This is a genomic window from Arhodomonas sp. KWT, from assembly GCF_010993615.1.
In genome coordinates this window covers 13,463-36,319 of sequence record NZ_WNXE01000013.1, presented here as the reverse complement: position 1 = coordinate 36,319, position 22,857 = coordinate 13,463, and the positions used below count along the sequence as shown (strand labels likewise).

At 69.3% G+C, this 22,857-nt stretch carries 29 protein-coding genes and 1 tRNA gene; 14 read left to right on the top strand and 16 right to left on the bottom strand.

All coding sequences use genetic code 11. From position 1 onward, the window contains the following. Positions 1–88: 88 nt before the first annotated feature. The 7 genes from G7A99_RS04630 to G7A99_RS04600 all read left to right on the top strand — a co-directional run bounded on the left by G7A99_RS04630 (position 89) and on the right by G7A99_RS04600 (position 5,560). Positions 89–868 carry a transporter substrate-binding domain-containing protein gene (locus G7A99_RS04630; protein WP_163139043.1) on the top strand — a complete coding sequence of 260 codons (780 nt, stop codon included), beginning with the start codon at positions 89–91 and terminating at the stop codon, positions 866–868. 128 nt (positions 869–996) lie between these two features. Then, complete coding sequence (locus G7A99_RS04625; RefSeq protein WP_163139042.1) at positions 997–1,665, top strand: amino acid ABC transporter permease; 669 nt, start codon at positions 997–999, stop codon at positions 1,663–1,665. A gap of 38 nt (positions 1,666–1,703) precedes the next feature. After that, positions 1,704–2,441, top strand: a complete 738-nt coding sequence (locus tag G7A99_RS04620) for an amino acid ABC transporter ATP-binding protein (protein WP_163139052.1) — start codon at positions 1,704–1,706, stop codon at positions 2,439–2,441. Positions 2,442–2,455: 14 nt separating this feature from the next. Further along, positions 2,456–3,421 (top strand): ATP-binding cassette domain-containing protein, encoded by a 966-nt coding sequence (locus tag G7A99_RS04615; RefSeq protein ID WP_240466096.1) that lies wholly within the window; start codon positions 2,456–2,458, stop codon positions 3,419–3,421. A gap of 70 nt (positions 3,422–3,491) precedes the next feature. Continuing rightward, on the top strand, positions 3,492–4,232 hold the full coding sequence (locus G7A99_RS04610; RefSeq protein ID WP_163139050.1) for an ABC transporter permease: 741 nt from the start codon (positions 3,492–3,494) through the stop codon (positions 4,230–4,232). A gap of 186 nt (positions 4,233–4,418) precedes the next feature. After that, on the top strand, positions 4,419–5,099 hold the full coding sequence (locus G7A99_RS04605) for a DUF4126 domain-containing protein (RefSeq protein WP_163139041.1): 681 nt from the start codon (positions 4,419–4,421) through the stop codon (positions 5,097–5,099). Beyond that, on the top strand, positions 5,096–5,560 hold the full coding sequence (locus G7A99_RS04600) for an NUDIX domain-containing protein (RefSeq protein WP_163139040.1): 465 nt from the start codon (positions 5,096–5,098) through the stop codon (positions 5,558–5,560). The genes G7A99_RS04605 and G7A99_RS04600 overlap by 4 nt, the downstream gene beginning before the upstream one ends. A 58-nt stretch (positions 5,561–5,618) precedes the next feature. On the opposite strand, the gene corA is transcribed toward G7A99_RS04600, so the two are convergent. Together corA and G7A99_RS04590 are read right to left on the bottom strand one after the other, a co-directional pair. Beyond that, positions 5,619–6,572, bottom strand: a complete 954-nt coding sequence (gene corA / locus G7A99_RS04595) for a magnesium/cobalt transporter CorA (protein ID WP_163139039.1) — start codon at positions 6,570–6,572, stop codon at positions 5,619–5,621. A gap of 68 nt (positions 6,573–6,640) precedes the next feature. Next, positions 6,641–7,369 (bottom strand): FCD domain-containing protein, encoded by a 729-nt coding sequence (locus G7A99_RS04590; RefSeq protein WP_163139038.1) that lies wholly within the window; start codon positions 7,367–7,369, stop codon positions 6,641–6,643. A gap of 151 nt (positions 7,370–7,520) precedes the next feature. On the opposite strand from G7A99_RS04590, the gene G7A99_RS04585 reads away from it, so the two are divergent. The 3 genes from G7A99_RS04585 (at position 7,521) to G7A99_RS04575 (ending at position 9,559) form a co-directional block, all read left to right on the top strand. Further along, entirely contained in the window at positions 7,521–8,024 is a 504-nt protein-coding gene (locus tag G7A99_RS04585) for a fasciclin domain-containing protein (RefSeq protein ID WP_163139037.1), read from the top strand. Positions 8,025–8,146: 122 nt separating this feature from the next. Next, positions 8,147–8,446 carry a hypothetical protein gene (locus G7A99_RS04580; RefSeq protein ID WP_163139036.1) on the top strand — a complete coding sequence of 100 codons (300 nt, stop codon included), beginning with the start codon at positions 8,147–8,149 and terminating at the stop codon, positions 8,444–8,446. 33 nt (positions 8,447–8,479) lie between these two features. Then, the gene (locus G7A99_RS04575; RefSeq protein WP_163139035.1) at positions 8,480–9,559 is read left to right on the top strand and encodes an endonuclease/exonuclease/phosphatase family protein; all 1,080 of its coding nucleotides are present in this window, start codon (positions 8,480–8,482) and stop codon (positions 9,557–9,559) included. A 130-nt stretch (positions 9,560–9,689) separates the two neighbouring features. On the opposite strand, the gene ilvA is transcribed toward G7A99_RS04575, so the two are convergent. Then, complete coding sequence (ilvA, locus tag G7A99_RS04570) at positions 9,690–11,201, bottom strand: threonine ammonia-lyase, biosynthetic (RefSeq protein ID WP_018716427.1); 1,512 nt, start codon at positions 11,199–11,201, stop codon at positions 9,690–9,692. 135 nt (positions 11,202–11,336) lie between these two features. Here ilvA and rpiA point away from each other — a divergent pair, with 135 nt between their 5' ends. After that, positions 11,337–11,996, top strand: a complete 660-nt coding sequence (gene rpiA, locus G7A99_RS04565; RefSeq protein ID WP_163139034.1) for a ribose-5-phosphate isomerase RpiA — start codon at positions 11,337–11,339, stop codon at positions 11,994–11,996. Positions 11,997–12,012: 16 nt separating this feature from the next. Beyond that, the gene (locus G7A99_RS04560) at positions 12,013–12,213 is read left to right on the top strand and encodes a DUF2905 domain-containing protein (protein ID WP_163139033.1); all 201 of its coding nucleotides are present in this window, start codon (positions 12,013–12,015) and stop codon (positions 12,211–12,213) included. A 21-nt stretch (positions 12,214–12,234) separates the two neighbouring features. Here G7A99_RS04560 and glp read toward each other — a convergent pair whose 3' ends face one another. From glp to rplM, 7 genes are all read right to left on the bottom strand, one after another. After that, positions 12,235–13,461: a gephyrin-like molybdotransferase Glp gene (gene glp, locus G7A99_RS04555; protein WP_163139032.1), complete on the bottom strand. Its 1,227-nt coding sequence runs from the start codon at positions 13,459–13,461 to the stop codon at positions 12,235–12,237. Then, positions 13,458–13,907 (bottom strand): molybdenum cofactor biosynthesis protein MoaE, encoded by a 450-nt coding sequence (locus G7A99_RS04550; RefSeq protein WP_163139031.1) that lies wholly within the window; start codon positions 13,905–13,907, stop codon positions 13,458–13,460. Before G7A99_RS04550 ends, glp begins: the two co-directional genes overlap by 4 nt. Positions 13,908–13,911: 4 nt before the next feature. Further along, positions 13,912–14,151, bottom strand: coding sequence for a MoaD/ThiS family protein (locus tag G7A99_RS04545; protein ID WP_163139030.1), 240 nt, complete (start codon positions 14,149–14,151; stop codon positions 13,912–13,914). 6 nt (positions 14,152–14,157) lie between these two features. Continuing rightward, on the bottom strand, positions 14,158–15,177 hold the full coding sequence (gene moaA, locus G7A99_RS04540; protein WP_163139029.1) for a GTP 3',8-cyclase MoaA: 1,020 nt from the start codon (positions 15,175–15,177) through the stop codon (positions 14,158–14,160). A 244-nt stretch (positions 15,178–15,421) separates the two neighbouring features. Further along, positions 15,422–15,495 (bottom strand) — tRNA-Gln (locus G7A99_RS04535). Positions 15,496–15,507: 12 nt separating this feature from the next. Further along, entirely contained in the window at positions 15,508–15,900 is a 393-nt protein-coding gene (gene rpsI / locus G7A99_RS04530; protein WP_018716434.1) for a 30S ribosomal protein S9, read from the bottom strand. Positions 15,901–15,939: 39 nt separating this feature from the next. Continuing rightward, positions 15,940–16,368 (bottom strand): 50S ribosomal protein L13, encoded by a 429-nt coding sequence (rplM, locus tag G7A99_RS04525; protein ID WP_163139028.1) that lies wholly within the window; start codon positions 16,366–16,368, stop codon positions 15,940–15,942. Between the two features lie 242 nt (positions 16,369–16,610). Here rplM and coq7 point away from each other — a divergent pair, with 242 nt between their 5' ends. Then, the gene (gene coq7, locus G7A99_RS04520; RefSeq protein ID WP_163139027.1) at positions 16,611–17,255 is read left to right on the top strand and encodes a 2-polyprenyl-3-methyl-6-methoxy-1,4-benzoquinone monooxygenase; all 645 of its coding nucleotides are present in this window, start codon (positions 16,611–16,613) and stop codon (positions 17,253–17,255) included. An 80-nt stretch (positions 17,256–17,335) separates the two neighbouring features. Here the strand turns inward: coq7 and speD are convergent, their stop codons facing one another. Both speD and G7A99_RS04510 read right to left on the bottom strand, forming a co-directional pair. Beyond that, a complete protein-coding gene (gene speD / locus G7A99_RS04515; protein ID WP_018716437.1) occupies positions 17,336–18,160 on the bottom strand; it encodes an adenosylmethionine decarboxylase in 825 nt (274 codons plus the stop codon). 78 nt (positions 18,161–18,238) lie between these two features. After that, the gene (locus G7A99_RS04510) at positions 18,239–18,655 is read right to left on the bottom strand and encodes an OsmC family protein (protein ID WP_163139049.1); all 417 of its coding nucleotides are present in this window, start codon (positions 18,653–18,655) and stop codon (positions 18,239–18,241) included. A gap of 205 nt (positions 18,656–18,860) precedes the next feature. Between G7A99_RS04510 and crp the strand changes: the two genes are divergently transcribed. Further along, complete coding sequence (crp, locus tag G7A99_RS04505; RefSeq protein ID WP_163139026.1) at positions 18,861–19,493, top strand: cAMP-activated global transcriptional regulator CRP; 633 nt, start codon at positions 18,861–18,863, stop codon at positions 19,491–19,493. Positions 19,494–19,604: 111 nt separating this feature from the next. Here crp and trpC read toward each other — a convergent pair whose 3' ends face one another. From trpC to G7A99_RS25180, 4 genes are all read right to left on the bottom strand, one after another. Then, a complete protein-coding gene (gene trpC / locus G7A99_RS04500; RefSeq protein WP_163139025.1) occupies positions 19,605–20,417 on the bottom strand; it encodes an indole-3-glycerol phosphate synthase TrpC in 813 nt (270 codons plus the stop codon). Positions 20,418–20,431: 14 nt separating this feature from the next. Next, positions 20,432–21,448 (bottom strand): anthranilate phosphoribosyltransferase, encoded by a 1,017-nt coding sequence (trpD, locus tag G7A99_RS04495; RefSeq protein WP_163139024.1) that lies wholly within the window; start codon positions 21,446–21,448, stop codon positions 20,432–20,434. 15 nt (positions 21,449–21,463) lie between these two features. Then, a complete protein-coding gene (locus tag G7A99_RS04490) occupies positions 21,464–22,057 on the bottom strand; it encodes an aminodeoxychorismate/anthranilate synthase component II (protein ID WP_163139023.1) in 594 nt (197 codons plus the stop codon). A gap of 10 nt (positions 22,058–22,067) precedes the next feature. Further along, positions 22,068–22,857 (bottom strand): anthranilate synthase component I family protein (locus G7A99_RS25180; RefSeq protein WP_240466095.1); only part of this gene is annotated, 790 nt, incomplete at its 5' end.

Below are 22,857 nucleotides of genomic sequence, written 5' to 3'. Positions count from 1 at the left end.
CTTGACGGCCGCGCGAGCCCGGCCCATCGTTACCGGTCAGGAGAGTGGTCAGGCCACTCCCCATGAGGCAAGCCAAAAGGAGCCGATAATGTACAAACAATTACTTCGCGGCATCTCCATCGCCACCTGCATGGCACTGACCCTGGGGCTCGCCGGCACGGCGACCGCCCAGGACGACAACCCCACATTGCGGGCGGTCACGGACCCGAGCTTCGTGCCCTTCGAGATGCAGGACCGGGACACCGGCAAGATGGTCGGCTTCGACATGGACATCCTGGCCGAGGTCGCCAAACGCGCCGGTTTCGACTACGAGCTCGAGACCATGGACTTCCAGGGCATCATCCCGGCGCTGCAGACCGGCAACAAGGACATCGCCATCGCCGGCATCACCATTACCGAGGAACGTGAACAGGTGGTCGACTTCTCCGACCCCTACTACGACTCCGGCCTGCGCCTGCTGGTCAACGCCGACGACGACTCCATCAAGACCGTCGACGATCTCGCCGGCAAGAGCGTCGGTACCAAGACCGGCAGCACCAGCCACAACTACCTGCGCAAGAAGCTCGGCGACAAGGCCGACATCGAACCTTACCCGGGTAGCGCTGACATGTATCAGGCCCTGCTCGGCGGCGCGGTGGACGCCGTGTTCTACGACGCGCCCAACGTAGGCTACTTCGCCCAGACCAAGGGCGAAGGCCGCGTCAAGACCGTCGGCCCCCTCTACGAGGGCCAGCAGTACGGCCTCGCCCTGGTCGACGGCAGCAAGTGGGTCGGGCCCGTCAACAAGGCACTCGCCTCGATGCACGAGGACGGCACCTACGACCGTATCTACGAGAAGTGGTTCGGCAAGGCGCCGGACAGCGAGTAGTCGCCGTGCTCCGGGGGGCGGGTGCCGCCCCCTTCCCCCACCGACCGATCGTGTCGGTATAATCGCCCGCCGGCCGGCCCGCGGGGCCGGCACGGCGGCACGATACAAAACCGGAGGCGAGAGACGACGTGGAATTCCAGTTCGACTGGCAGGCGGCCTTCGATGCCGTACCCTTCCTCCTCCAGGGCCTGCCCTGGACGGTCGCCATCGCCGCCGGCGGCCTGTTCATCGGGTTCTTCATCGGCATCCTCTTCGGGCTGATGAGCATCGCCCCCTCCAGGCTGCTCCGCGCCCCGGCGATCACCTACATCGAGATCTTCCGCGGCACACCGGTGCTGGTGCAGGTGCTGTTCATCTTCTACGGCCTGCCCCAGATCCTCGGCGGTCCCATCGACAAGATCACCGCCAGCGTCGCGGCCATCGCGCTCAATGCCGGCGCCTACATCTCCGAGATCGTGCGCGGCGGGGTGCAGTCCATCGACCGCGGCCAGCGCGAGGCAGGACAGTCACTCGGGCTGTCACGGACCCAGACCTTCTACTACGTGATCTGGCCGCAGGCGCTGCGGCGCATGATCCCGCCGCTCGGCAACCAGGCGATCATCAGTCTGAAGGACACCTCGCTGTTCTCCGTGATCGGCGTCGGCGAGCTGGTCCGCCAGGGCCAGATCTACATCGCGGACACCTTCTCCGCGCTGGAGACCTACTTCATGGTGGCGGTGCTCTACCTCGCCGTCACGCTCAGCCTTTCCCTGCTGCTGCGCCTCTATGAGAAGCGCGGCGCGGCGGGCAGGACGTAAGGAGCCAACGCATCGTGAGCGACAGCAACGACACGCCCATCGTCCAGCTCGAGAACGTCAACAAGTACTTCGGCAGCCTGCACGTACTCCAGGACGTGGACCTGGCCGTGCAGCCGGGCGAGGTCATCGTGATCATCGGCGCGAGTGGCTCCGGCAAATCCACGCTGATCCGCTGCGTCAACGGCCTGGAACGCTTCGAGGGCGGACGCATCGAGGTCGACGGCCACGAGCTGCTGCCCCACGGCGGCGGGCGCAGTGCCCTTCAGACCATCCGCACCGAGGTCGGCATGGTCTTCCAGCAGTTCAACCTGTTCCCGCACCGGAAGGTGCTCGACAACATCACCCTGGCACCGATGAAGGTGCGCGGGTGGTCCCGCCAGCAGGCCACGGAGGCCGCCGAGCGGCTGCTGGATCGTGTGGGTATCGCCGACCAGGCACACAAGTACCCGAGCCAGCTCTCCGGCGGCCAGCAGCAGCGCGTGGCGATCGCCCGGGCGCTGGCCATGGAGCCGCGGGTGATGCTCTTCGACGAGCCCACCTCGGCGCTGGACCCGGAGATGATCGGCGAGGTGCTGGACGTGATGCGCGAGCTCGCCCGGGAAGGCATGACCATGCTGGTGGTCACCCACGAGATGGGCTTCGCCCGCGAGGTCGCCCACCGGGCGATCTACATCCACGGCGGCCAGATCGTCGAGCAGGGCAAGCCCGAGGCGGTGTTCGACAACCCGCAGAACGAGCGCACCCAGGCCTTCCTCTCCCGGGTGCTCAAGCACTGAGGCGCGGCAGGCCGATGGCGCACACCGCCGTCTTCCCGACAGAAGACGCCCCGGAGGCCGGGAGCGGGGTCGCCGCCGGCACGCCGGTGGCGGTCGCGCGGGGACTGGTCAAGCGCTACGGTGACGTCGCCGTCGTCGACGGCGTGGACCTCACCGTGGAGCGCGGCGAGTGCCTGGCGCTGCTCGGCCCCAACGGCGCCGGCAAGACCACCACCCTGCGCCTGCTCCTGGGCCTCACCCCGCCGAGCGCCGGCGAGATCCGGGTACTCGGCCACGCGGTGCCGGAGGATGCCCGCGCCATGCGCGCCGCCGCCGGCATCGTGCCCCAGTTCGACAGCCTCGACCCGGACTTCACCGTCCGCGAGAATCTGCTGACCTACGGCAGCTACTTCGGCCTGTCCCGACGCCGGGTGGCCGGGCGGATCGACGACCTGCTCGCCTTCGCGGAGCTGCGCGAGCGCGCCGACGCGCCCATCAGTGCCCTCTCCGGCGGGATGAAACGCCGCCTCACCCTGGCCCGCGCGCTGGTCAACGACCCGGCGCTGCTGGTGCTCGACGAACCCACGACCGGCCTCGACCCCCAGGCGCGGCAGCACATCTGGGAGCGGCTGCAACGGCTCAAGCACGACGGCCGGACGCTGCTGCTGACCACGCACTACATGGAGGAGGCCGAACGCCTCGCCGACCGGGCGGCGGTGATCGACGGCGGGCGCATCATTGCCTGCGACCGTCCGCGGGCGCTGATCGCCGCGCACATCGAGCCGCACGTGGTCGAGCTACGCGGCGACGCCGCTGCGGGCTGGCGCGATACGGCGGCGATCACCGCGGAACGGGTGGGCGCGACGGTGCTCCTCTACAGCGGCGACCGTGACGGCCTGCTCGCCGCCGTCGAGGCGCACTGCGACAACGACTACCTCTACCGGCCGGCCAACCTGGAGGACGTCTTCCTCCGGCTGACCGGCCGCCAGGTGCGGGACTGACCCCGTGAGCGCCCGTGCCGACACCCTGGGCGCCCACCTGCGCCGGGCCCCGCGGCTGAGCCCACGGTTCATGCCGGTGTGGCAGCGCAATTTCCTGGTCTGGCGCAAGCTCCTCGTGCCCTCGCTGCTCGGCAACTTCGCCGATCCGCTGCTCTATCTGCTGGTGCTCGGCTACGGCCTCGGCCGGCTGGTGGGCGAGGTCGAGGGACTGGGCTACATGGCCTTCCTCGCCACCGGCATCGTCTGCTCCAGCGCGATGATGGGCGCCACCTTCGAGGCCCTGTACTCCGCCTACACGCGCCTGACGATGCAGCAGACCTGGGCGGCGATGCTCAATGCCCCCCTGTCCGTGGACGACGTGGTGATCGGCGAGATCGCCTGGGCGGCCACCAAGGCGCTGATCAACGCCACCGCGATCCTGGCGGTGACCCTGATGCTCGGCCTCGCCGGCGGCTGGAGCGCGGTACTCGTTCTCCCCGTGGTGCTCCTCGCCGGCCTGTGCTTCGCCGGTCTGGCCATGATCGTCACCACCGTGTCGCGCAGCTACGACTTCTTCCTCTACTACTTCACCCTCGTCATCACCCCGATGATGCTCGTCTCCGGCGTGTTCTTCCCCCTCTCGGAGCTGCCGGACGCGGTCGCCCGGGGGGCGATGGCCCTGCCACTGGCCCACGTGGTGGCACTGGTACGGCCGCTGATGACCGGCACGTGGCCGTCACTGATCCCGCTGCACCTGCTGGTGATCGCCGCCTACGCGGCCGCCGCGATCTGGCTGGCGTGCGCGCTGGCACGCCGGCGGCTGCAGACCTAGGAACGCCGCGCCCGGCACCTTGTCCGGAAGGACGTCCCCGCCCGGCGACAGCGCCGCGGGCGGGCCGTACCGGTGCGCACGGACCGCCGGGCCGGGCACCCGTGACGGGCGTTCGCACCACAGGCGTATACTGCCCGGCAGACCCTGACGCGCGGCGGATGACCCCGCCACGAGGAGCACCGAGCAATGACCGGCCTGGAGCAGCTCACCGCCACCATCGCCCTGACCCTCGGCGTCGGCTGGGCAAGCGGCATCAATCTCTACGCGGCGATCCTCGGGCTCGGCGTCATGCACCAGCTCGGGCACGTGAGCCTGCCACCGTCGCTGGAGATCGTCGCCGACCCGCTCGTGCTCACCGCCGCGGCGTTCATGTACATGGTGGAGTTCGTGGCCGACAAGACGCCGGGCGTGGACACCGGCTGGGACGCCCTGCACACGTTCATCCGCCTGCCCGCGGGCGCGGTGCTTGCCGCCGCGGCGGTGGGGGACGTCTCCCCCGCGGCGCAGATCGCCGCAGGCCTGGTGGGCGGCGGCGTCGCCGCCGGCAGCCACGCCGTGAAATCCGGCGGACGCGCCGTGATCAACCTCTCCCCGGAGCCGGTGAGCAACTGGACCGCGTCGGTGACCGAGGACGTCGCCGTCTTCGGCGGCCTGTGGCTCGCCCTTTATCATCCGGTCATCTTCCTGGTCCTGCTGGCGGGATTCGCCGCCCTGGCGGTCTGGCTGCTGCCGCGCATCTGGCGCGGGCTCCGCCGGGTCTTCCGGGCCGTCACGGGCCGCGGTGCATCGGAGCCGCCGCCGGAACCGCCGGCGGCAGGGGACCCCTCCCCCCTGCCGCCACAGCTCGGGCGGGACGAGGGCTCGTGAGCACGCCGGGGCGGTTCCTCGGCGGCGTCGCCGCACTGATCGAGAACGACGCCGGCCACGTGCTGCTGATGCGCCGCGCCGCCGGCCGCGACTACGCGCCGGGCGTCTGGGAGTGCGTCACCGGCCGTCTTCAGCAGGGCGAGGGCTTCGAGACCGCGCTGCACCGGGAGGTCCATGAGGAGACCGGCCTTACCGTAACGGCCACCGCGCTGATCGGTACCAGCCACTTCCACCGGGGACCACCGTCGGTGCACACCGAGCTGATCGGCGTGATCTACCGCTGCCGGGCGGCGGACCCGGACGCACTGCGACTGAGCGCCGAGCACGACACGGCACGCTGGACCGGCACTGAGGCGGGGCTGGCACTGGCGGCGGGCAGCCACCCGGCCGAGGTCTGGCTGCGCCGACTGCTACTGCGCCACCGTCACGGCCCGGACGGCACGGGCTTCGAGCTCGGCTGAGCGCCGCGGCGCAACGCCCGCCCCGCGCTCCGGGCCCTCCCCGGGTGCGCCGGCGGGATCAGAGCCAGCCCTTGCGCTTGAAGTAGACGTAGGGGGCAACGCCGGCGAGCACCATCAGCATGAGCGCGAACGGGTAGCCGAACGTCCAGTCGAGCTCCGGCATGACGCGGAAGTTCATGCCGTAGATACTCGCCACCATGGTCGGGGGCAGGAAGACCACGGCGGCGATGGAGAAGATCTTGATGATCTGGTTCTGCTCGATGTTGATGAAGCTGATCGCCGCGTCCATCAGGAAGTTGACCTTCTCGAACAGGAACTGGTTGTGCGGCAGCAGCGAGTCCACGTCGCGCAGCAGCTCGCGCACCCACTCGCGGTTCTCGGTGTTGAGCCGGCCGCGGCGCAGCAGGAAGGTCAGCGCCCGCTGGGTGTCCATCAGGCAGAGCCGGATCTTGCCGTTGATGTCCTCCTGACGGGTTAGCTCGTCGATCGCCCCCTCCAGGTCGACGTCGTCCTCGTCGGCGAGGACCTGGGCACTCACCCGTTCGAGCTCCGTATGCACCCGCTCCAGCCGGTCCGCGAGGTTCTCGACCTTGGTCTCGAAGAGCCCGAGCAGCAGCGAGGTCTCGTCCTCGGCGAGATCCGGCTCGCGGCGGGCACGCAGGCGCAGCAGCCGGAACACCGAGAGACTGTGCTCGTGCAGGGTGAACAGGCGGTGACCGCTGAGGATGAACGCCACCGTCGTGCTGGTCGGGCGCCCGTCGATGTCCTGGAGGAACAGCGAGTGCACGTGCAGCCCGTCCTGGTCCTCGTAGTAGCGGGCGCTGGCCTCGATCTCCTCGACGTCCTCCACATCGGGGAGGTCCTGGCGGTAGAGCCGCTCGACCTGGGCGCGCTCGCTGTCGTCGGGATCGATGAGATCGATCCACATCGCTCGCGAGAGCTCGACGCGGCCCTCGTCGTCTTCCGGGATGGCACTGAGGATGCCTTCCTGCAGCTCGAATGCATGCAGCATGAAACCTCCGGGAATTCGGCGCCCACGGCGCGATTGACCGGCACAGTATAGGGGCCGCCCCGCGTGCCTCAGCGGTCCGGGGCGTAGATCCCCTCGCGCACGAAACGCAAGTGGTCCTCAACGGCACGCACCGCGGCATCCGGGTCGTGGGCACGGATCGCCTCGACCAGGGCACGGTGCTGCTCGCGCAGATTCGCCTCGGCATCGTGGCGCGTGAACAGCGCCTCACGCGCCCGGCGTACATGCTCGCGCATGACCGAGAACATGCCACGCATGACGTGCGCAAGCGCCAGATTGTGCGCCCCCTCGGCGACAGCCAGATGAAGGCGGGCGTCCCACTCCGCAGCCAGCGCCGCATCGCCGTCCTGATGGGCCTGCTCCATCGCCTCGGCGGCCTCCGCCATGCGCTCGATGTCGGCGGTGCTCGCACGCATCGCCGCGAGCCCCGCCGCCATGGTCTCCAGGCCCTGACGGAGCTCGAGCACGTCCGCGAGCGCCTTGCCGTGACTCTCCATGAGGTGCAGCAGCGGGTCGGTAAGGCTGGGCGCGGTGACCTCCGCCACCGTGTAGCCGGCATTGCGGCGCAATGCGAGTATCTTGCGCGCCTCGAGCTTGAGCAGTGCCTCACGCAGCGACGGCCGCGAGACACTCAGCTGACGGGCGAGCTCGCGCTCCGCCGGCAGCGCATCGCCGGGGCGCAGCTCACCGTCGACGATACACCGCTCGATCTGCTCGGCGATCACGTCTGACAGGCGGGCACCGATGGGCGCCTCGATACTCGAAAAGATGGAAGCCAAACCATTCTCCGCTGCACCGGTTATCCGGTGATCATCATATCGCTAAAGCGCGAAGGGCGGACAGGGGACCGTTCATCCGAAACCTCTTCATTATCTATACAAAAGGTCTACATAAAGGGTGTCACCCAAGTGCCCTCCGGGAGGAAAGGCCATGAAGACGCTCCGATCGCTCCTGCTCGCCGCCCTTGTCTCGCTGGTTCCCGGGCTTGCCGCCAACGCCTCCGAACACGGCATGAACGACGCCGGCGATATCGTCGACGTCGCCGCCGGGGCCGGACAGTTCCAGACCCTGGTCACGGCACTGAAGGCCGCCGACCTCGTGGACACGCTCCGGGGCGAGGGTCCCTTCACCGTGTTCGCACCGACCGATGACGCCTTCGCGAAGCTGCCCGACGGGACCGTGGACACCCTGCTCGAACCCGCCAACAGGGAGAAGCTGCAGGCCATCCTGACCTACCACGTGGTTCCGGGCATGGTGATGGCGGAGGACGCGATGGCGGCGGACAGCGCCGCGACGGCCCAGGGCGGCCGGCTGATGCTGGCAGTGGAGGATGGCACGCTGCGCATCAACGACTCCGCCAGTGTGATCAAGGCGGACATCACCGCCAGCAACGGCGTCATCCATGTCATCGACACCGTGCTCATGCCCGAGTGAGCCGGTCTCAACCCACGCTCGGGTGCCCGACGGCACCCGCGCGTGCCCGACGGCGGGACGTCGTGCCGGTGCCGGTGCTGTTACACTGGCCGCACCGGGAACGATGGACTAAAGCACGACGAATGAGCACGGCAGAAACGCCTTACGAAAAGGCCGCCGCCCAGGCGGTGGACCTCGGTAACCATCTTGCGGACGCGGACCAGGAGGCGGATCTCTGGGATCTCGCCGACGGCCTGCTCGCCGGCGCGGTGCAGTACTGGCTCTACGCCCGACAGCCCTGCGGCGACCCTCAGTGCGAGGACTGCAGCCCACTGTGCACGGCGGACCTGCGCCTGCAGGAACTGCTGCGCATGGTCGAGGAGATGGCGCGCAGCAGCGAGTACTTCCACGCGCCCACCGATTTCGACGCCGGCCGCGCCTGACGGGCTGCGGCGCCACGGGGCGCCGCCGAGCGAATGCGGCTACGCATCGTCACCTTCAATGCCGCCCTCAGCCGGCGCACGCCCGGCGGCCTCGCCGCGGACCTGACCGCCGGCGACGCCCAGGCACTGGCCGTCGCCCGCATCCTGCGCCACCTGCAGCCGGACGTGCTGCTGCTCAACGAGCTCGACTACAGTCCCTCCGGAACCGCCCTCGCGCGCTTCCGCCGGGACTACCTCGCCGGTGCCGACGTCCCGGAACCGCCGCTGACGCTACCCCACGCCTTCACCGCACCGGTGAACACCGGCGTCCCCTCCGGCCTGGACCTGGACCGCGACGGGCGCAGCGACGGCCCCACCGATGCGCTCGGCTTCGGTGCGTTCCCCGGCCAGTACGGGATGGCGCTGCTCTCCCGTCACCCGATCGCCGCCGGCGCACGCACCCTGCGGCGCCTGCTGTGGCGGGACGTGCCAGGGGCATGGCTGCCCCGGGATCCGGAGACCGCGGGACCGTGGTATACGCCCGCCGCGCTGGCGCGGCTGCCCCTGTCCTCCAAGAGCCACTGGGACGTCCCCCTCGACGTCGGCGGCCACAGACTGCGCCTGCTCGCGAGCCACCCGACGCCCCCGGCCTTCGACGGCCCGGAGCGCCGCAATCACTGCCGTAACCACGACGAGCTGCGCCTGTGGCGGGATTACCTCGATGGCGCCGACTACATCGTCGACGACAGGGGCGAGCGCGGCGGCCGCCCGGACGACGCCCCGGTGGTGCTGCTCGGCGATCTCAACGCGGACCCGCACGACGGCAACGGCGAGGCCGCCATGATCGACGCCCTGCGCCACCACCCGGCCCTGCAGGATCCGGCCCCCCGCAGTGCCGGTGGCGCGGCGCGTGCCGCGCCGGGGGACGGCGATCCGGCGCTGCACACCCTCGCCGCCGGCGGTTTCGGGCTGCGCGTGGACTACTGCCTGCCGGACCGGCAACTGACCGTAGGGGACGCCGGCGTGTACTGGCCGGCGCCGGAATCGCCCGGTCACGAGCTCGTGGGCGACGGCCGGCGGGTGGTGAGCTCGGACCACCGCGCGGTGTGGCTGGACCTGGAATGGCCACCGTGAGCGGGGCCGGCACGCCAGCGCACATGCCGCCAGGACGTCTCAGCGCCGGTGGACACAGCCCCGGCACGGGAGACGATCGGCGGGCGCCCCCGCCGGCATCACGAACGGGGCCGCGCCCCGTTCCGGGACATTAGCTGAGGAACAGCCGGTAGCCCGGATTCCCGCTCTCGTCCCGGTAGGGATAGCCGAGCTTGTCCAGGCTCTCGCGGAAGCGCTCGCGCTGGGCCTCCGGCACCTGGATGCCCACCAGCACGCGGCCGTAATCGGCACCGTGGTTGCGGTAGTGGAACATGGAGATGTTCCAGCGCTTGCCGAGCCGGCGCAGGAACTTCAGCAGTGCTCCCGGGCGCTCCGGAAACTCGAAGTGGTAGAGGATCTCGTCGGTGACGTTCTTGCCGCGACCGCCGACCATGTGGCGCAGGTGGACCTTGGCCATCTCGTCGTCGGTGAGGTCGAGGACGTCGTAGCCCTGCTCGCGCAGGTCCCCGAGGACCGCGTCGCGCTCGGCCTGGCCGTCATTGAGGCCGATCCCCGCGAACACGTGGGCGTTGTCCGCATCGGCATAGCGGTAGCTGAACTCCGTGACCGCGCGGTTGCCGATGGTCTCGCAGAACTCGCGGAAGCTGCCCGGCCGCTCCGGGATGGTCACCGCGAAGACCGCCTCGCGGTGCTCGCCCACCTCGGCGCGCTCGGCGACGTGAGAGAGGCGGCTGAAGTTCATGTTGGCACCGGAGTTCACCGCCACCAGGGTCTGGTCCTCGATGCCATGCTCGGCGACGTACTTCTTGAGCCCCGCGACGCCCAGGGCCCCGGCGGGCTCCATCACCGAGCGGGTGTCGTCGAAGATGTCCTTGATCGCGGCGCAGACCTCGTCGGTGGAGACCAGCACGCAGTCGTCGACGAACTCCTTCGCGACCTCGAACGGGTGCTCGCCGATCTGGCGCACCGCCACGCCGTCGACGAAGATCCCGACCTCCTCCAGGGTGACGCGCTGGCCGGCACGCATGGCGTGATGCAGCGTGGGCGCGTCTTCCGGCTCGACGGCGATCACCTTGACGTCCGGGCGGAGCTGCTTGACGTAGGCGGCGATCCCGGCGATCAGCCCGCCGCCGCCCACCGGCACGAAGATCGCGTCCAGGGGCCGGGGGTGCTGGGAGAGGATCTCCATACCGCAGGTCCCCTGGCCGGCGATCACCTGCGGATCGTCGAAGGGCGGGATGTAGGTCATGCCGCGCTCGGCCACGAGCTTGTCCGCGTGGGCCTTGGCCTCGTCGAAGCCGTCGCCGTGGAGGACCACGCGGCCGCCGAGATTGCGCACCGCGTTGACCTTGATACCCGGCGTGGTGCGCGGCATCACGATGGTGGCCTTGATGCCCAGGCGCTGCGCCGACAGCGCCACGCCCTGGGCATGATTGCCCGCAGAGGCGCAGATCACACCACGTTCGAGATCCTCCGCCGAGAGCTGGGCGATCTTGTTGTAGGCGCCACGAATCTTGAACGAGAAGACGGGCTGGAGATCCTCGCGCTTGAGGAAGACCCGGTTACCAAGCCGTTTGGAGAGGTTCGCCGCCTCGTCGAGCGGCGTCTGGCGGGCGACGTCGTAGACGCTCGCGGTGAGGATCTGCTGCAGGTATGCCTTCATTCCGGGCCCGTGACGCTCCTTGAAAGTCAAGTGCTACAGTCTACAGCGCGCCCGTGGGACGAGGCCAGACGAAGGCTTTGCCACCGCCGGAGCGGGGGCTATCATGCCGGGACAACGCAATCACCGGAGACGGCCATGGACCCGGACGAGCTCAAGGCACAGGCGGCCCGCGCCGCGATTTCCTATGTCCCCGAGGGCAGTATCGTCGGTGTCGGCACCGGCTCGACGGTCAACCACTTCATCGACGGGCTCGCCGGGATCGGCGGACGTATCAGGGGCGCGGTATCGAGCTCGGATGCCAGCACCGAGCGGCTGCGCGCGGCGGGTATCGACGTCCGGGAGCTCAACGACGTCGATGACCTGCCGGTCTACGTCGACGGCGCCGACGAGATCAACCGCCACCTGCAGATGATCAAGGGCGGCGGCGGCGCCCTCACCCGTGAAAAGATCGTCGCCGCGGTGGCGAAGCAGTTCGTGTGCATCGCCGACGCCTCCAAGCGCGTGGACATGCTCGGCGGATTCCCCGTGCCGGTGGAGGTCATCCCCATGGCGCGCAGCTATGTCGCCCGGGAGCTCGTGGGCCTCGGCGGCCAGCCGGAGCTTCGGCGCGGCTTCATCACCGACAACGGCAACGTCATCCTCGACGTGCACAACCTCACCATCACCAAACCGATCGAGATGGAGCGCACCATCAACAACATTGCCGGGGTGGTGACCGTGGGGATCTTCGCGCAGCGCCGGGCCGACGTGCTGCTGCTCGCCGCCGACAACGGCGTCGAGACCATTACCGCCTGAGCGCGGGGAGACGACGGTGCAGCGCCTGCTGATCGGGCTCGGGATCGCACTGCTGGTGCTCGGGCTGGTCTGGCCGTGGCTGGACCGCCTGGGGCTGGGGCGGCTGCCCGGCGACATCCTCGTGCGCCGGGAGGGATTCACGTTCTACTTCCCCGTCACCACGTCGATCCTGGTGAGCGTGGTGGTCAGCATCCTCGTCTGGCTGTTCCGGCGCTAGCAGCGCGGTGTCAGCGGGCCGCTACGCACCGCCGTCGATGGGCAGCCACTGGACGATCCGCCCCGCAGGCACCGCGGTCTCCCCCGCGGGCACGTGCACTATCGCGTCCGCCACGCAGAGGTTGCTCAGCATGTGCGAGGCCTGGTGGGCCGCGGGCGTGACCGTGACCCGGGCCGCCTCGTCCATGCCCCGGCTGACGCGCACCCAGCAGGCCCGGGCACTGTCCCCCGGCAGTTCGGCGGCGGTGACCCCCGGGCGCCAGCGTGGCCCGGGATCGCTCATGCCCTGGGCGACATCCAGCATCCGGCGCAGGTAGACCGCGGCCCCCACCAGGGTCGCCGCCGGGTTGCCCGGCAGGCCGAGCAGCGGCACGCCGGCGGCATTCACGCCCAGGAACAGCGGCTTGCCGGGCTTCTGCCGGACCCGCCAGAAGACCTCCTCGACACCGAGCGCCCGCGCTGTCGGGATGACCAGGTCGTGCTCGCCAACGGACACGCCGCCGGTGCTCACCACGATGTCGCCCGTCTCCAGGGCCTCGGCCATCGCCTCGCGCACGGCCCCGGCCTCGTCGTGGACATAGCGCACGACGACGTCCGTCACCCCGCGCTCGGCGAGCCAGCCGGCGAGCATCGGGCCGTTGGCGTCCGGCACGGCCCCCGCGGGCAGGTCCGCGCCGGCGGGCACCACCTCGTCGCCGGTGACCAGTACGCGGACCCGCGGCACCCGGCGCACCGCCACGCGGTCGATACCGGCGGCGGCCAGGGCGGCGACCCGGGCGGCGGAGAGCCGCTCGCCGGCAGACAGCAGCGGCGTGCCACGGGGCAGCTCCTCACCGCGCCCGCGGATGTTGTTGCCCTCGGCCACGGGTCCGGTGAACACGGCCTCGCCCTCGGCGGCCTCGACGACCTCCTGGCGGACGACGGCGTCCGCGCCCTCCGGCACCAGGCCGCCGGTGAAGATACGCATGCATTGTCCCGGCGACAGCCGCGGCGTCCCGGACTGGACAGCGGCGGCGACCTCGCCGGCGAGCGGCAGCCGCACCGGCGCGCCCTCGGCGGCCGCCGCCAGGTCGGCCGCCCGCACGGCATAGCCGTCCATTGCGCTCTGGGTGAACGGCGGAAGCATCAGCGCGCTGGCCACGTCCTCCGCGAGCACCGAACCGCGGGCATCCGGTACCGCCACGGTCTCCACCGGCATCACCGGCGTGGTCCGCGCGCAGGCGGCGAGGGCCTCCTCGATCGGAATCACTGCGAGCCTCCCCTGTCCTCCGCGCGCTCGCCGAGGCTGGTGCCGTCCTGCCAGGCGGCACCGCCATCGTCGAAGAAGTCGTGCTTCCAGATCGGTACGCGCTGCTTGAGGGTGTCTATGGCGTAGCGCGCGGCGTCGAAGGCGTCGCCGCGATGCGGGGCGCGCACGACGACGAGCACGCTCGCCTCACCGATCTCCAGCCGGCCGGTACGGTGGACGATCCGGCAGACCGGCACGCCGAAGCGTTCCCGGGTCTCGGCCTCGAGATCGGCCAGCTCCCGCCGGGCCAGCGGGGCGTAGGCAGTGTATTCCATCGCGCTCACGCCGCGGCCGTCGTGGTGGTCGCGCACCACGCCCTCGAAGACCACGAGGGCGCCACAGCGCGGGTCGTCGGTCTCGGCGAGCACGTCAGCGAGGGACAGGGGCGTCTCGGTCAGATGCGTCATCGCCTCAGCCTCCGCTCACCGGCGGCAGCAGCGCCAGCCGCTCGCCGCCCTCCAGCACCGTCCCCCGCGGTACCAGCGTATCGCCGACGGCGCACGCAACCCGGGGCAGATGGGGGGCCAGCTCGGGGATCTCCGTCCCAAGGCGTTCCAGCACGTCCGCCACCCGGTCGCCGGGCGCCACGCCCAGTTCCATCCGCTCCCGGCCGGCGGCCTCAGAGAGGACGCCATGCAGCTCCAGCTCCATGCCGCGCTATCCTCCCAGACCGTGCATCGTGATCGCGCGCTGGACGTAGCCCGCGCTCTCGGCGAAGCCCTTGCCCTTGCGCCAGACCGCGCCGCGGATGACGTGTTCGAGGTCGTCGTCACTGGCACCGTCGCGCAGCGGGGTCTTGAGGTCGGTGTTCATCGGCGAGAACAGGCAGGGGTAGATCTCGCCGGTCGCGGTCACGCGGACCCGGTCACAGGTGGCGCAGAACGGGTTGGAAACGGTGGAGATCACGCCCAGGCTGTACCCCCCGTCGACGCGGTAATAGGTCGCCGGCTCGCGGGTGCGCGGCGTCGCCTCGACCGAGTGGCGCTCGGCGAGCCGATCGATGATCTCGCGCTCCGGCACCACCCGCTGGGGCTGCCAGCCGCCCCGGGCGTCCAGCGGCATGAACTCGATGAACCGCAGCGGCACGCCCTCGCCCATCGCCCACTCGGTGAGCGGCACGATGTCGTCCTCGTTGTCGCCGCGGATCACTACCGCGTTGAGCTTCATCCCCAGGCCGGCGTCCCGCGCGGCACGGATACCCGCCAGCACCGTGTCCAGCTCACCGCCGCCGGTCATGCGGCGGAAGCGCTCCGGGTCGATGGAGTCGATGCTGATATTAATGTCGTCCAGCCCGGCGGCCGCCAGATCCGCGGCGTGGCGACGCAGCGGCACGCCGTTGCTCGTCATCGAGATGCGCTCCAGGCCGAGCTCGCGCAGCCCGTTGAGCTGGGCGACGAAGCCGGACACGCCCCGCCGCATCAGCGGCTCGCCACCGGTCAGGCGGATACGGTCGATGCCGAGCCGGGTGATGAACACCCGCGACACCCGCTCGAACTCCTCGAACGAGAGCAGCTGCTCGCGCGGCAGCCACTCCGGATCCTCCGGCATGCAGTAGTGGCAGCGGAAGTTACAGCGATCAGTGAGCGAGAGACGCAGCTTGTGCTTGCTCCGCTCGAAACGGTCCACCAGCGGGCCGGTCGCCGGCGGAAAGCCCTGTGGGGTGACCAGCTCGGACATCTTATTCCCCGTCCCCGCCCGGGCCCCTGCCATGACAGGATGATGCGCCCGGAACGAAAGTTACCCTTTCGGTACAGGTTAACACCGGCGGGGATGGATGCGTGAACCGTCTGCCTCAACGAATCGATAGCCTGGCGAACACGCACAGCTGAGCGAATGGAACCGCATCCCCACCGGTGACCGAACTCGCACAGCCCGGCCACAAAGAAAAAGGGCCTGCAGCGTCGCTGCAGGCCCTTTCTGTTGGCTGGGGGACTAGGATTCGAACCTAGGTTGACGGAGTCAGAGTCCGCTGTCCTACCACTAGACGATCCCCCAATGAAACCGTCTTTAGCGCTTCGAGAACTGAGTCGCCCGACGCGCCTTGTGCAGGCCGATCTTCTTGCGCTCGACCATGCGATCGTCACGGGTGACGTAACCGGCACGACGAAGGGTCGGCTTGAGCTCCTCGTCGTAACGGGTCAGCGCGTGGGTGATGCCGTGGCGAATCGCGCCCGCCTGACCCGTCGAACCGCCGCCGTTGACCGTAACATAGATGTCGAACTGGCCGGAAGTCTCGGTGAGCTCCAGCGGCTGACGCACGATCATACGCGCCGTCTCGCGGCCGAAGTACTCGTCCAGATCGCGGCCGTTGACGGTGATCTGGCCATTACCCGGGCGCAGGAAAACCCGCGCACTGGAGGTCTTGCGTCGACCGGTACCGTAAAACTGCTGTGCTGCCATGATTCTCTAACTTCCGTCCTTCAGCGCGACTCGCCGGACTCAGACCTCGAGGGCCTGGGGCTGCTGCGCGTGGTGTTGATGCTCGGCACCGGCGTAGACCTTGAGCTTCTTGAGCATCTGCCGGCCGAGGGGGCCCTTCGGCATCATGCCCTTGACCGCGAGCTCGATGATGCTCTCGGGGGAGCGGTTCTGGAGCTCCTCGAACGTGAAGGTCTTGCCGTTGCCGACGTAGCCGGTGAAGCGGAAATAGGTCTTGTCACGGCGCTTGCGCCCGGTGACCGCCACCTTGTCCGCGTTGATCACGACGATGTAGTCGCCGGTGTCGACATGGGGCGTGAACTCGGGCTTGTGCTTGCCGCGCAGACGATACGCGACTTCCGAGGCAAGGCGGCCCAGGGTCTTGCCCGCGGCGTCCACCACGTACCAGTCACGCTTGACGTCAGCGGGTTTGGCGCTGAAGGTCTTCATCGAAGCTGATCTCCGAAGCAGTCGCGTCCATCAAAAGACCGGCGATTCTAACCGACGCCGGAGCCGACCACAACCACTCGTTGGGAAACGAATACAATACGCGGCCCCGCTGCCCGGGACACCGCGTTCGATGGCGCGAGATTTTCGGCCGCGACGGCGCGCGTGTCAACCGCCCCGCTGAAAGCGCCGGGCGCCGGGCGTAGAATAACGGCCACCGCACGCTGCAGACAGGGAGCGCCGCCATGCACGCACGCCACTACACGCCCGCGGACCGGCTTGTCGCCCATCTCGACCAGGCGCTGCGCACGGTGTTCGGCAACCCGCCCACCACGGGCCGGCTCTACCCGGCGAAAGGTGTCGAGGAGGGAGCGCTCTCCGACGCCGAACGCCGACACGCCGCCGGACTGATGCGGGTCAACCACTGTGGCGAAGTCTGCGCCCAGGCCCTCTACCAGGGCCAGGCACTGACCGCACGCGACCCGGCGATCCGTCAGAAGATGGAGCGCGCGGCGGACGAGGAGAACGACCACCTGGTGTGGTGCCGCACCCGGCTCACGGAGCTGGACAGCCGCACGAGCCTGCTGGACCCGGCCTTCTACCTCGGGTCGCTGGCAATGGGGATTGCCGCCGGCACTGCCGGCGACCGCTGGAGCCTCGGTTTCCTCGCGGAGACCGAGCGCCAGGTCGTCACCCACCTGAGCGGCCACCTGGGGCACCTGCCGGACGCGGACGTCCGCAGCCGCGCGATCGTTGAACAGATGCGCACGGACGAGGGCGAGCACGCGGGGATGGCGGTGGAAGCCGGCGCCCGCGAGCTGCCCCGCCCGATAAAGGCAGTGATGCGTCTGACCTCGCGGGTGATGACGGCGACCACTTACCGCCTCTGAACGGGCCGGTTCCCGCCATTACGAATTGCGCCCGCGCTTCGCGCGCGGGCGCAATCATCAGTCGTGGTGGCGCGCCGGCGTCACACCTCCTGGTCCGGCGAGAGGTTCCGCCCGGAGAAGATCTCGCTCATCTCCCGGCGGAGCTGGCGGCGGATCTCGTCCCGACGCTCCGGGGTGAGGTCGGCGGAACGCTGCCCAAAGAGGTAGTCGTCGATGTCCCAGTCCTTGAGGAGCATCTTGGTGTGGAACATGTTCTCCTGGAAGACGTTCACGTCGATGGTGTGATAGCGCCTCAGGGTGTCCTCGGCCAGGTAGTTCTGGATCGAGTTGATCTCGTGGTCGATGAAGTGCTTGCGCCCCTCCACGTCGCGGGTGAACCCACGCACGCGGTAATCCATCGTCACGATGTCCGAGTCGAACGAATGGATCAGGTAGTTCAGCGCCTTCAGCGGTGAAATCAGCCCACAGGTGGACACATCGATATCCGCCCGGAAGGTACTCACCCCGCGATGGGGATGGCTCTCCGGATACGTGTGTACGGTGATGTGGCTCTTGTCGAGGTGGCCTAGCACGGTCTCCGGCAACGGCCCGGGCGACGCCGGCGCGGTGACGTAGGTGCCGTCGTCGCTGTCACCGTCCTCCTCGGAGATGAGCAGGGTGACACTCGCGCCCTGGGGCTCGTAGTCCTCGCGCGCGATATTGAGGATGTTCGCACCGATGATGTCGGACACACCGGTGAGGATCTGGGTCAGCCGCTCGGCGTTATAGACCTCGTCGATGTACTCGATATAGGCCTGGCGCTGGCCCGGCGAGTCCGCGTAGCAGACATCATAGATGTTGAAGCTCAGCGACTTGGTCAGGTTGTTGAACCCGTAGAGCTTCACGCGCTGCTTCGACTCCGCCAAATTTGCGCCCTCCTGAGACGACGGTTCACACATGATATGGCTATATCACCCGGCAACCCCCGGGCGGGGACGCTGGCTCTAGGGCTGCGCCACCTCGAAATCATGGGTGATCTCGGCAGCCTGACTGAGCATCAGCGAGGCCGAGCAGTATTTCTCCGCGGACAATGACACCGCGCGCGCGACCACCGATTCACGCAGGTCACGCCCGACCACGCGGTAGTGCAGGTGGATGCGGGTGAACACCTTCGGCGGCTGCTCGGCCCGCTCGCCGTTCACCTCGACCACACAGTCGACGACGTCATGGCGCCCTTTCCGGAGGATATGGACGACATCCACCGCCGAACAACTCCCGAGGCTGAGCAGCATCAGTTCCATGGGACGGGCGCCGCGATCCTCGCCGCCCAGGTCCGGCGGGCCGTCGACCACGACCTCGTGACCGCTGCCCGTCTCGCCGCGAAAGGCCATCTTGCCGAGCCAGCTCACCGTCGCGTGCATGCCCATCGTGCGCTCCTGCCCTCGCCGCCCGGATTCAGGGCGCCAGAAAATGCGGTTTTCTGTGGGTAATCTTTTAGTATACCACCAGAATACCCCGCCAAACAGGCTCCGCTGTGCATCCACGCTCAAGACTTGCGAACTTATTCACAATGATCTACACATCGCTTATGGTGATCCCGCCATTCAACGGCCAGGTTGCACCAGCATGGTACGAGCGGTTACGGACAGCGAGCTCCCGATTCAGAATCTGCTCTCGCACTGCCATCGGCGGCGCTATCCACCCAAGACGGTGGTGATCTACGCCGGTGACCAGGCGGACGCACTGTATTACATCATCGAGGGATCGGTGAGCGTGCTCATGGATGACGACAGCGGCCACGAGCTGGTGCTCTCCTATCTCAACGCCGGGGACTTCTTCGGGGAGATGGGGCTGTTCGGGGGCACCAGCACACGCAGTGCCTGGGTGCGCACGCGTACGCACTGCGAGCTCGCCGAGATCAGCTACGCGCGGTTCCGCCAGGCCGCCGAGGAGGATCCGCAGCTGCTGTTCCTGCTCGCCGGGCAGATGGCGGACCGGCTGCGCCGCACCAGCGCGAAGGTGCATGACCTGGCCTTCCTCGACGTGACCGGTCGGATCGCGCGCACGCTCCTCGACCTGGCCCGGGAGCCGGACGCGCTGACCCACCCGGACGGCATGCAGATCCGCATCACCCGCCAGGAGCTCGGCCGGATCGTGGGCTGCTCCCGGGAGATGGTCGGCCGTGTGCTCAAGGACCTCGAGGAGCGCGGCCTGATCGCGGTCAGCGGCAAGACCATGGTGATCCACAACACCCGCTGACCGCACCGCCACGGCCGGCGAACGGCATGGCGGGCGGCCGCCGTCCACCGCGCCCTTCCCGGAACGGGCCGGCGGGGCAGAATGGTCGCGCGCCGCGTCCGGCGCACGCGATCAGCCGGCGCCGAACAGCTCCGCGAGCTTCTCGCCCGGCTCGGGCACACGCATGAACGCCTCGCCTACCAGGAACCCGTGCACGCCGTGACGGCGCATGTAGTCCACCTCCTCACGGGTGTGGATCCCGCTCTCCGTCACCCGGACCACCTCCGGCGGGATTGCATCGCAGAGCTCGACGGTGGTGCGGATATCCGTCTCGAAGGTGTGCAGGTCCCGGTTGTTGATACCGAGCAGCGCCGGGCGCAGGCGCAGCGCCCGCTCCAGCTCCTCCGCGGTGTGCACCTCCACCAGGCAGTCCATGCCGAGCTCGCCGGCGAGCCCGTGAAGCTCGGCCAGCCGGGTGTCGCCGAGTGCGGCGACGATCAGCAGGATGCAGTCCGCCCCCAGCGCCCGGGCCTCGTAGACCTGGTACGGGTCGATGATGAAGTCCTTGCGCAGCACCGGCAGCGCCGTGGCCTCCCGGGCCTGCTCCAGGTACCGGTCACAACCCTGGAAGAAGTCCTCGTCGGTGAGCACGGACAGGCACGTCGCGCCGCCGCGCTCGTAGCTGCGGGCGATCTCCACCGGGTCGAAGGGGTCGCGGATGACGCCCTTGCTCGGGGAGGCGCGCTTGATCTCGGCGATCACGCCGCAGCGGCCGGCGGCGATCTCGCCGGCCAGGGCCGCCGCGAACCCCCGCGGCGCCGGTGCGTGCTCCAGGCGGTTGCGGAACGCCTGCATGCCCACCTGCTCGCCACGCTCGGCGACCACCTCCGCCTTGCGCTCGAGGATGCGCTTGAGGATGTCGGGGATGTCTCGCTGCTCCGCCATCGCGCCCTCCGTCACTAGAAGCGGTTGGTGTAGTGGACGAACTCTTCCAGCCGGCGGCCGGCGGCGCCATCGGCGAGCACGGCGCGGGCGCGCTCCACGCCGGCCTCGACACTGTCGGCCAGTCCGGCGCAGTAGATAGACGCCCCGGCGTTGAGCGAGAGCATGTCCGCCGCCGGCCCGGGCTCGCCGGCGTAGACGCGGCGGATGATGTCCAGGCTCTCCACCGCCGTGTGCACCTTGACCGCGTCCAGCGACGCGCTGGCGAGGCCGAAGTCCTCCGGGCGGATCGTGTACTCGCGGATCACGCCATCGTCGAGCTCGGCGACGTGGGTGGGCGCGGCGATGCTCACCTCATCGAGGCCGTCCTCGGAGTGCACCACCATGACCCGCTCGCTGCCGAGACGCTGGAGCACCTCCGCCACCGGCCGGACCCAGTGATCGGCGAACACGCCGAGGAGCTGGCGTCGCGCCCCGGCCGGGTTGGTCAGCGGCCCGAGCAGGTTGAAGATCGTGCGCACCGCCATCTCCCGGCGCGCGGCCACGGCGTGACGCATGGCGCTGTGGTGCCTGGGCGCGAACATGAAGCCCACCCCCACGCGGTCGACGCACTCGCCCACCGCCTCGGGATCGAGGTCGAGCTTCGCCCCGGCGGCCTCGAGCAGGTCCGCGCTGCCGGAGGAGGAGGACACCGAGCGGTTGCCGTGCTTGGCGACCCGCCCCCCCGCGGCGGCGACGATGAACATCGCCCCGGTGGAGACGTTGAACAGGTCGGCGCCGTCGCCGCCGGTGCCGCAGATGTCGACCAGGGCGTCGCCCTCGACACGCACCTTGGTGGCCAGCTCACGCATGACCCCCGCCGCCGCGGCGATCTCCGGGACGCTCTCGCGCTTCATCTGCAGCCCGACCAGGAAGCCGCCGATCTGCGCGTTGGTCGCCTCGCCGGTCATGATCTGGCGCATCACGGCGGTCATCTCGTCGTAGCCGAGATCCCGGCGGTCCATCACCGCCCGGATCGCTTCCTGTATGTTCATCTCGGACTCCTCGATTCAAGCCGCCCGGGCGGGGCGCTCCAGGAAATTGCGCAGCAGGTCGTGGCCCGCCGCCGTGAGGATGGACTCGGGATGGAACTGCACCCCCTCGACGTCCAGGCTCACGTGGCGCACGCCCATGATCTCCTCGATACTGCCGTCCTCGTTCTCGCTCCACGCCGTGACCTCGAAGCACGGCGGCAGGCTCGAGCGCTCCAGCACCAGGGAATGATAGCGGGTCGCCTCCATGGGGTTGGGCAGACCGGCGAACACGCCCCGGCCGCGGTGGTGCACCGCCGAGGTCTTGCCGTGCATCACCCGCCCGGCACGCACCACCCGGGCCCCGAACGCCTGGCCGATGGCCTGGTGGCCGAGGCAGACGCCGAGCAGCGGCACGCGTCCGGCAAAGCGGCGGACCACGTCCAGCGAGATGCCGGCCTCGTCCGGCGTGCACGGACCGGGGGAGATCACGATGCGCTCCGGCGCCATCCGCTCGATATCCGCCACGGAGATGGCGTCGTTGCGATGGACCGCCACCTCCGCACCGAGCTCGCCGAGGTACTGCACCAGGTTCCAGGTGAACGAGTCGTAATTGTCGATCATCAGCAGCATGGTGGCGCCCTCAGCTGTCCAGGCCGGCTTCGGCCATGGCCACGGCGCGGAACAGCGCGCGGCCCTTGTTTAGGGTCTCCTCCCACTCCAGGCGGGGGACGGAGTCGTGGACCACGCCGGCCCCTGCCTGCACGTGGACCTCGCCGTCCTTGACCACCGCGGTGCGGATGGCGATGGCGGTATCCATGTTGCCGGACCAGGAAAGGTAGCCGACGGCGCCGGAGTAGACCCCGCGCTTGACCGTCTCCACCTCGTCGATGATCTCCATGGCGCGGATCTTCGGCGCCCCCGACAGGGTGCCCGCCGGAAAGGTGGCGCGCAGCACGTCCATGGGCGAGAGCCCGGAACGCAGCCGGCCGCTGACGTTGGAGACGATGTGCATGACGTGGGAGTAGCGCTCGATCGCCATCTGGTCGGTGACCCGCACGCTCCCCGTCTCGCAGACCCGGCCGATGTCGTTACGGCCGAGGTCGATGAGCATGAGGTGCTCGGCGCGCTCCTTGGGGTCGGCGAGCAGCTCGGTCTCCAGCTCGCGGTCCTCCGCCTCGTTGCGCCCGCGCCGGCGGGTACCCGCGAGCGGGCGCACCGTGACCTCGCCGTCCTCCACCCGGGCGAGGATCTCCGGCGAGGAGCCCACGACCTGGAAGTCACCGAGATCGAGGAAGTACATGTACGGTGAGGGGTTCGTGCACCGCAGCGCCCGGTAGAGGTCCAGCGGGCGGCCGTGATAACCGGCGGTCATGCGCTGTGAGGGCACCACCTGCATGCAGTCACCGGCGGCGATGTACTCGCGGATGCGT

Coding starts and splice junctions, on each gene's coding strand:
- G7A99_RS04575 (WP_163139035.1), top strand. CDS start 8,480: ATGCGGCTACGCATCGTCACCTTCAATGCCGCCCTCAGCCGGCGCACG.
- rpsI (WP_018716434.1), bottom strand. CDS start 15,900: ATGGCAGCACAGCAGTTTTACGGTACCGGTCGACGCAAGACCTCCAGT.
- G7A99_RS04605 (WP_163139041.1), top strand. CDS start 4,419: ATGACCGGCCTGGAGCAGCTCACCGCCACCATCGCCCTGACCCTCGGC.
- G7A99_RS04545 (WP_163139030.1), bottom strand. CDS start 14,151: ATGGAGCTGGAGCTGCATGGCGTCCTCTCTGAGGCCGCCGGCCGGGAG.
- rpiA (WP_163139034.1), top strand. CDS start 11,337: ATGGACCCGGACGAGCTCAAGGCACAGGCGGCCCGCGCCGCGATTTCC.
- ilvA (WP_018716427.1), bottom strand. CDS start 11,201: ATGAAGGCATACCTGCAGCAGATCCTCACCGCGAGCGTCTACGACGTC.
- rplM (WP_163139028.1), bottom strand. CDS start 16,368: ATGAAGACCTTCAGCGCCAAACCCGCTGACGTCAAGCGTGACTGGTAC.
- G7A99_RS04510 (WP_163139049.1), bottom strand. CDS start 18,655: ATGCACGCGACGGTGAGCTGGCTCGGCAAGATGGCCTTTCGCGGCGAG.
- G7A99_RS04615 (WP_240466096.1), top strand. CDS start 2,456: ATGGCGCACACCGCCGTCTTCCCGACAGAAGACGCCCCGGAGGCCGGG.
- moaA (WP_163139029.1), bottom strand. CDS start 15,177: ATGTCCGAGCTGGTCACCCCACAGGGCTTTCCGCCGGCGACCGGCCCG.
- G7A99_RS04490 (WP_163139023.1), bottom strand. CDS start 22,057: ATGCTGCTGATGATCGACAATTACGACTCGTTCACCTGGAACCTGGTG.
- coq7 (WP_163139027.1), top strand. CDS start 16,611: ATGCACGCACGCCACTACACGCCCGCGGACCGGCTTGTCGCCCATCTC.
- G7A99_RS04580 (WP_163139036.1), top strand. CDS start 8,147: ATGAGCACGGCAGAAACGCCTTACGAAAAGGCCGCCGCCCAGGCGGTG.
- G7A99_RS04585 (WP_163139037.1), top strand. CDS start 7,521: ATGAAGACGCTCCGATCGCTCCTGCTCGCCGCCCTTGTCTCGCTGGTT.
- corA (WP_163139039.1), bottom strand. CDS start 6,572: ATGCTGCATGCATTCGAGCTGCAGGAAGGCATCCTCAGTGCCATCCCG.
- crp (WP_163139026.1), top strand. CDS start 18,861: ATGGTACGAGCGGTTACGGACAGCGAGCTCCCGATTCAGAATCTGCTC.
- trpD (WP_163139024.1), bottom strand. CDS start 21,448: ATGAACATACAGGAAGCGATCCGGGCGGTGATGGACCGCCGGGATCTC.
- trpC (WP_163139025.1), bottom strand. CDS start 20,417: ATGGCGGAGCAGCGAGACATCCCCGACATCCTCAAGCGCATCCTCGAG.
- G7A99_RS04610 (WP_163139050.1), top strand. CDS start 3,492: ATGCCGGTGTGGCAGCGCAATTTCCTGGTCTGGCGCAAGCTCCTCGTG.
- G7A99_RS04550 (WP_163139031.1), bottom strand. CDS start 13,907: ATGACGCATCTGACCGAGACGCCCCTGTCCCTCGCTGACGTGCTCGCC.
- G7A99_RS04630 (WP_163139043.1), top strand. CDS start 89: ATGTACAAACAATTACTTCGCGGCATCTCCATCGCCACCTGCATGGCA.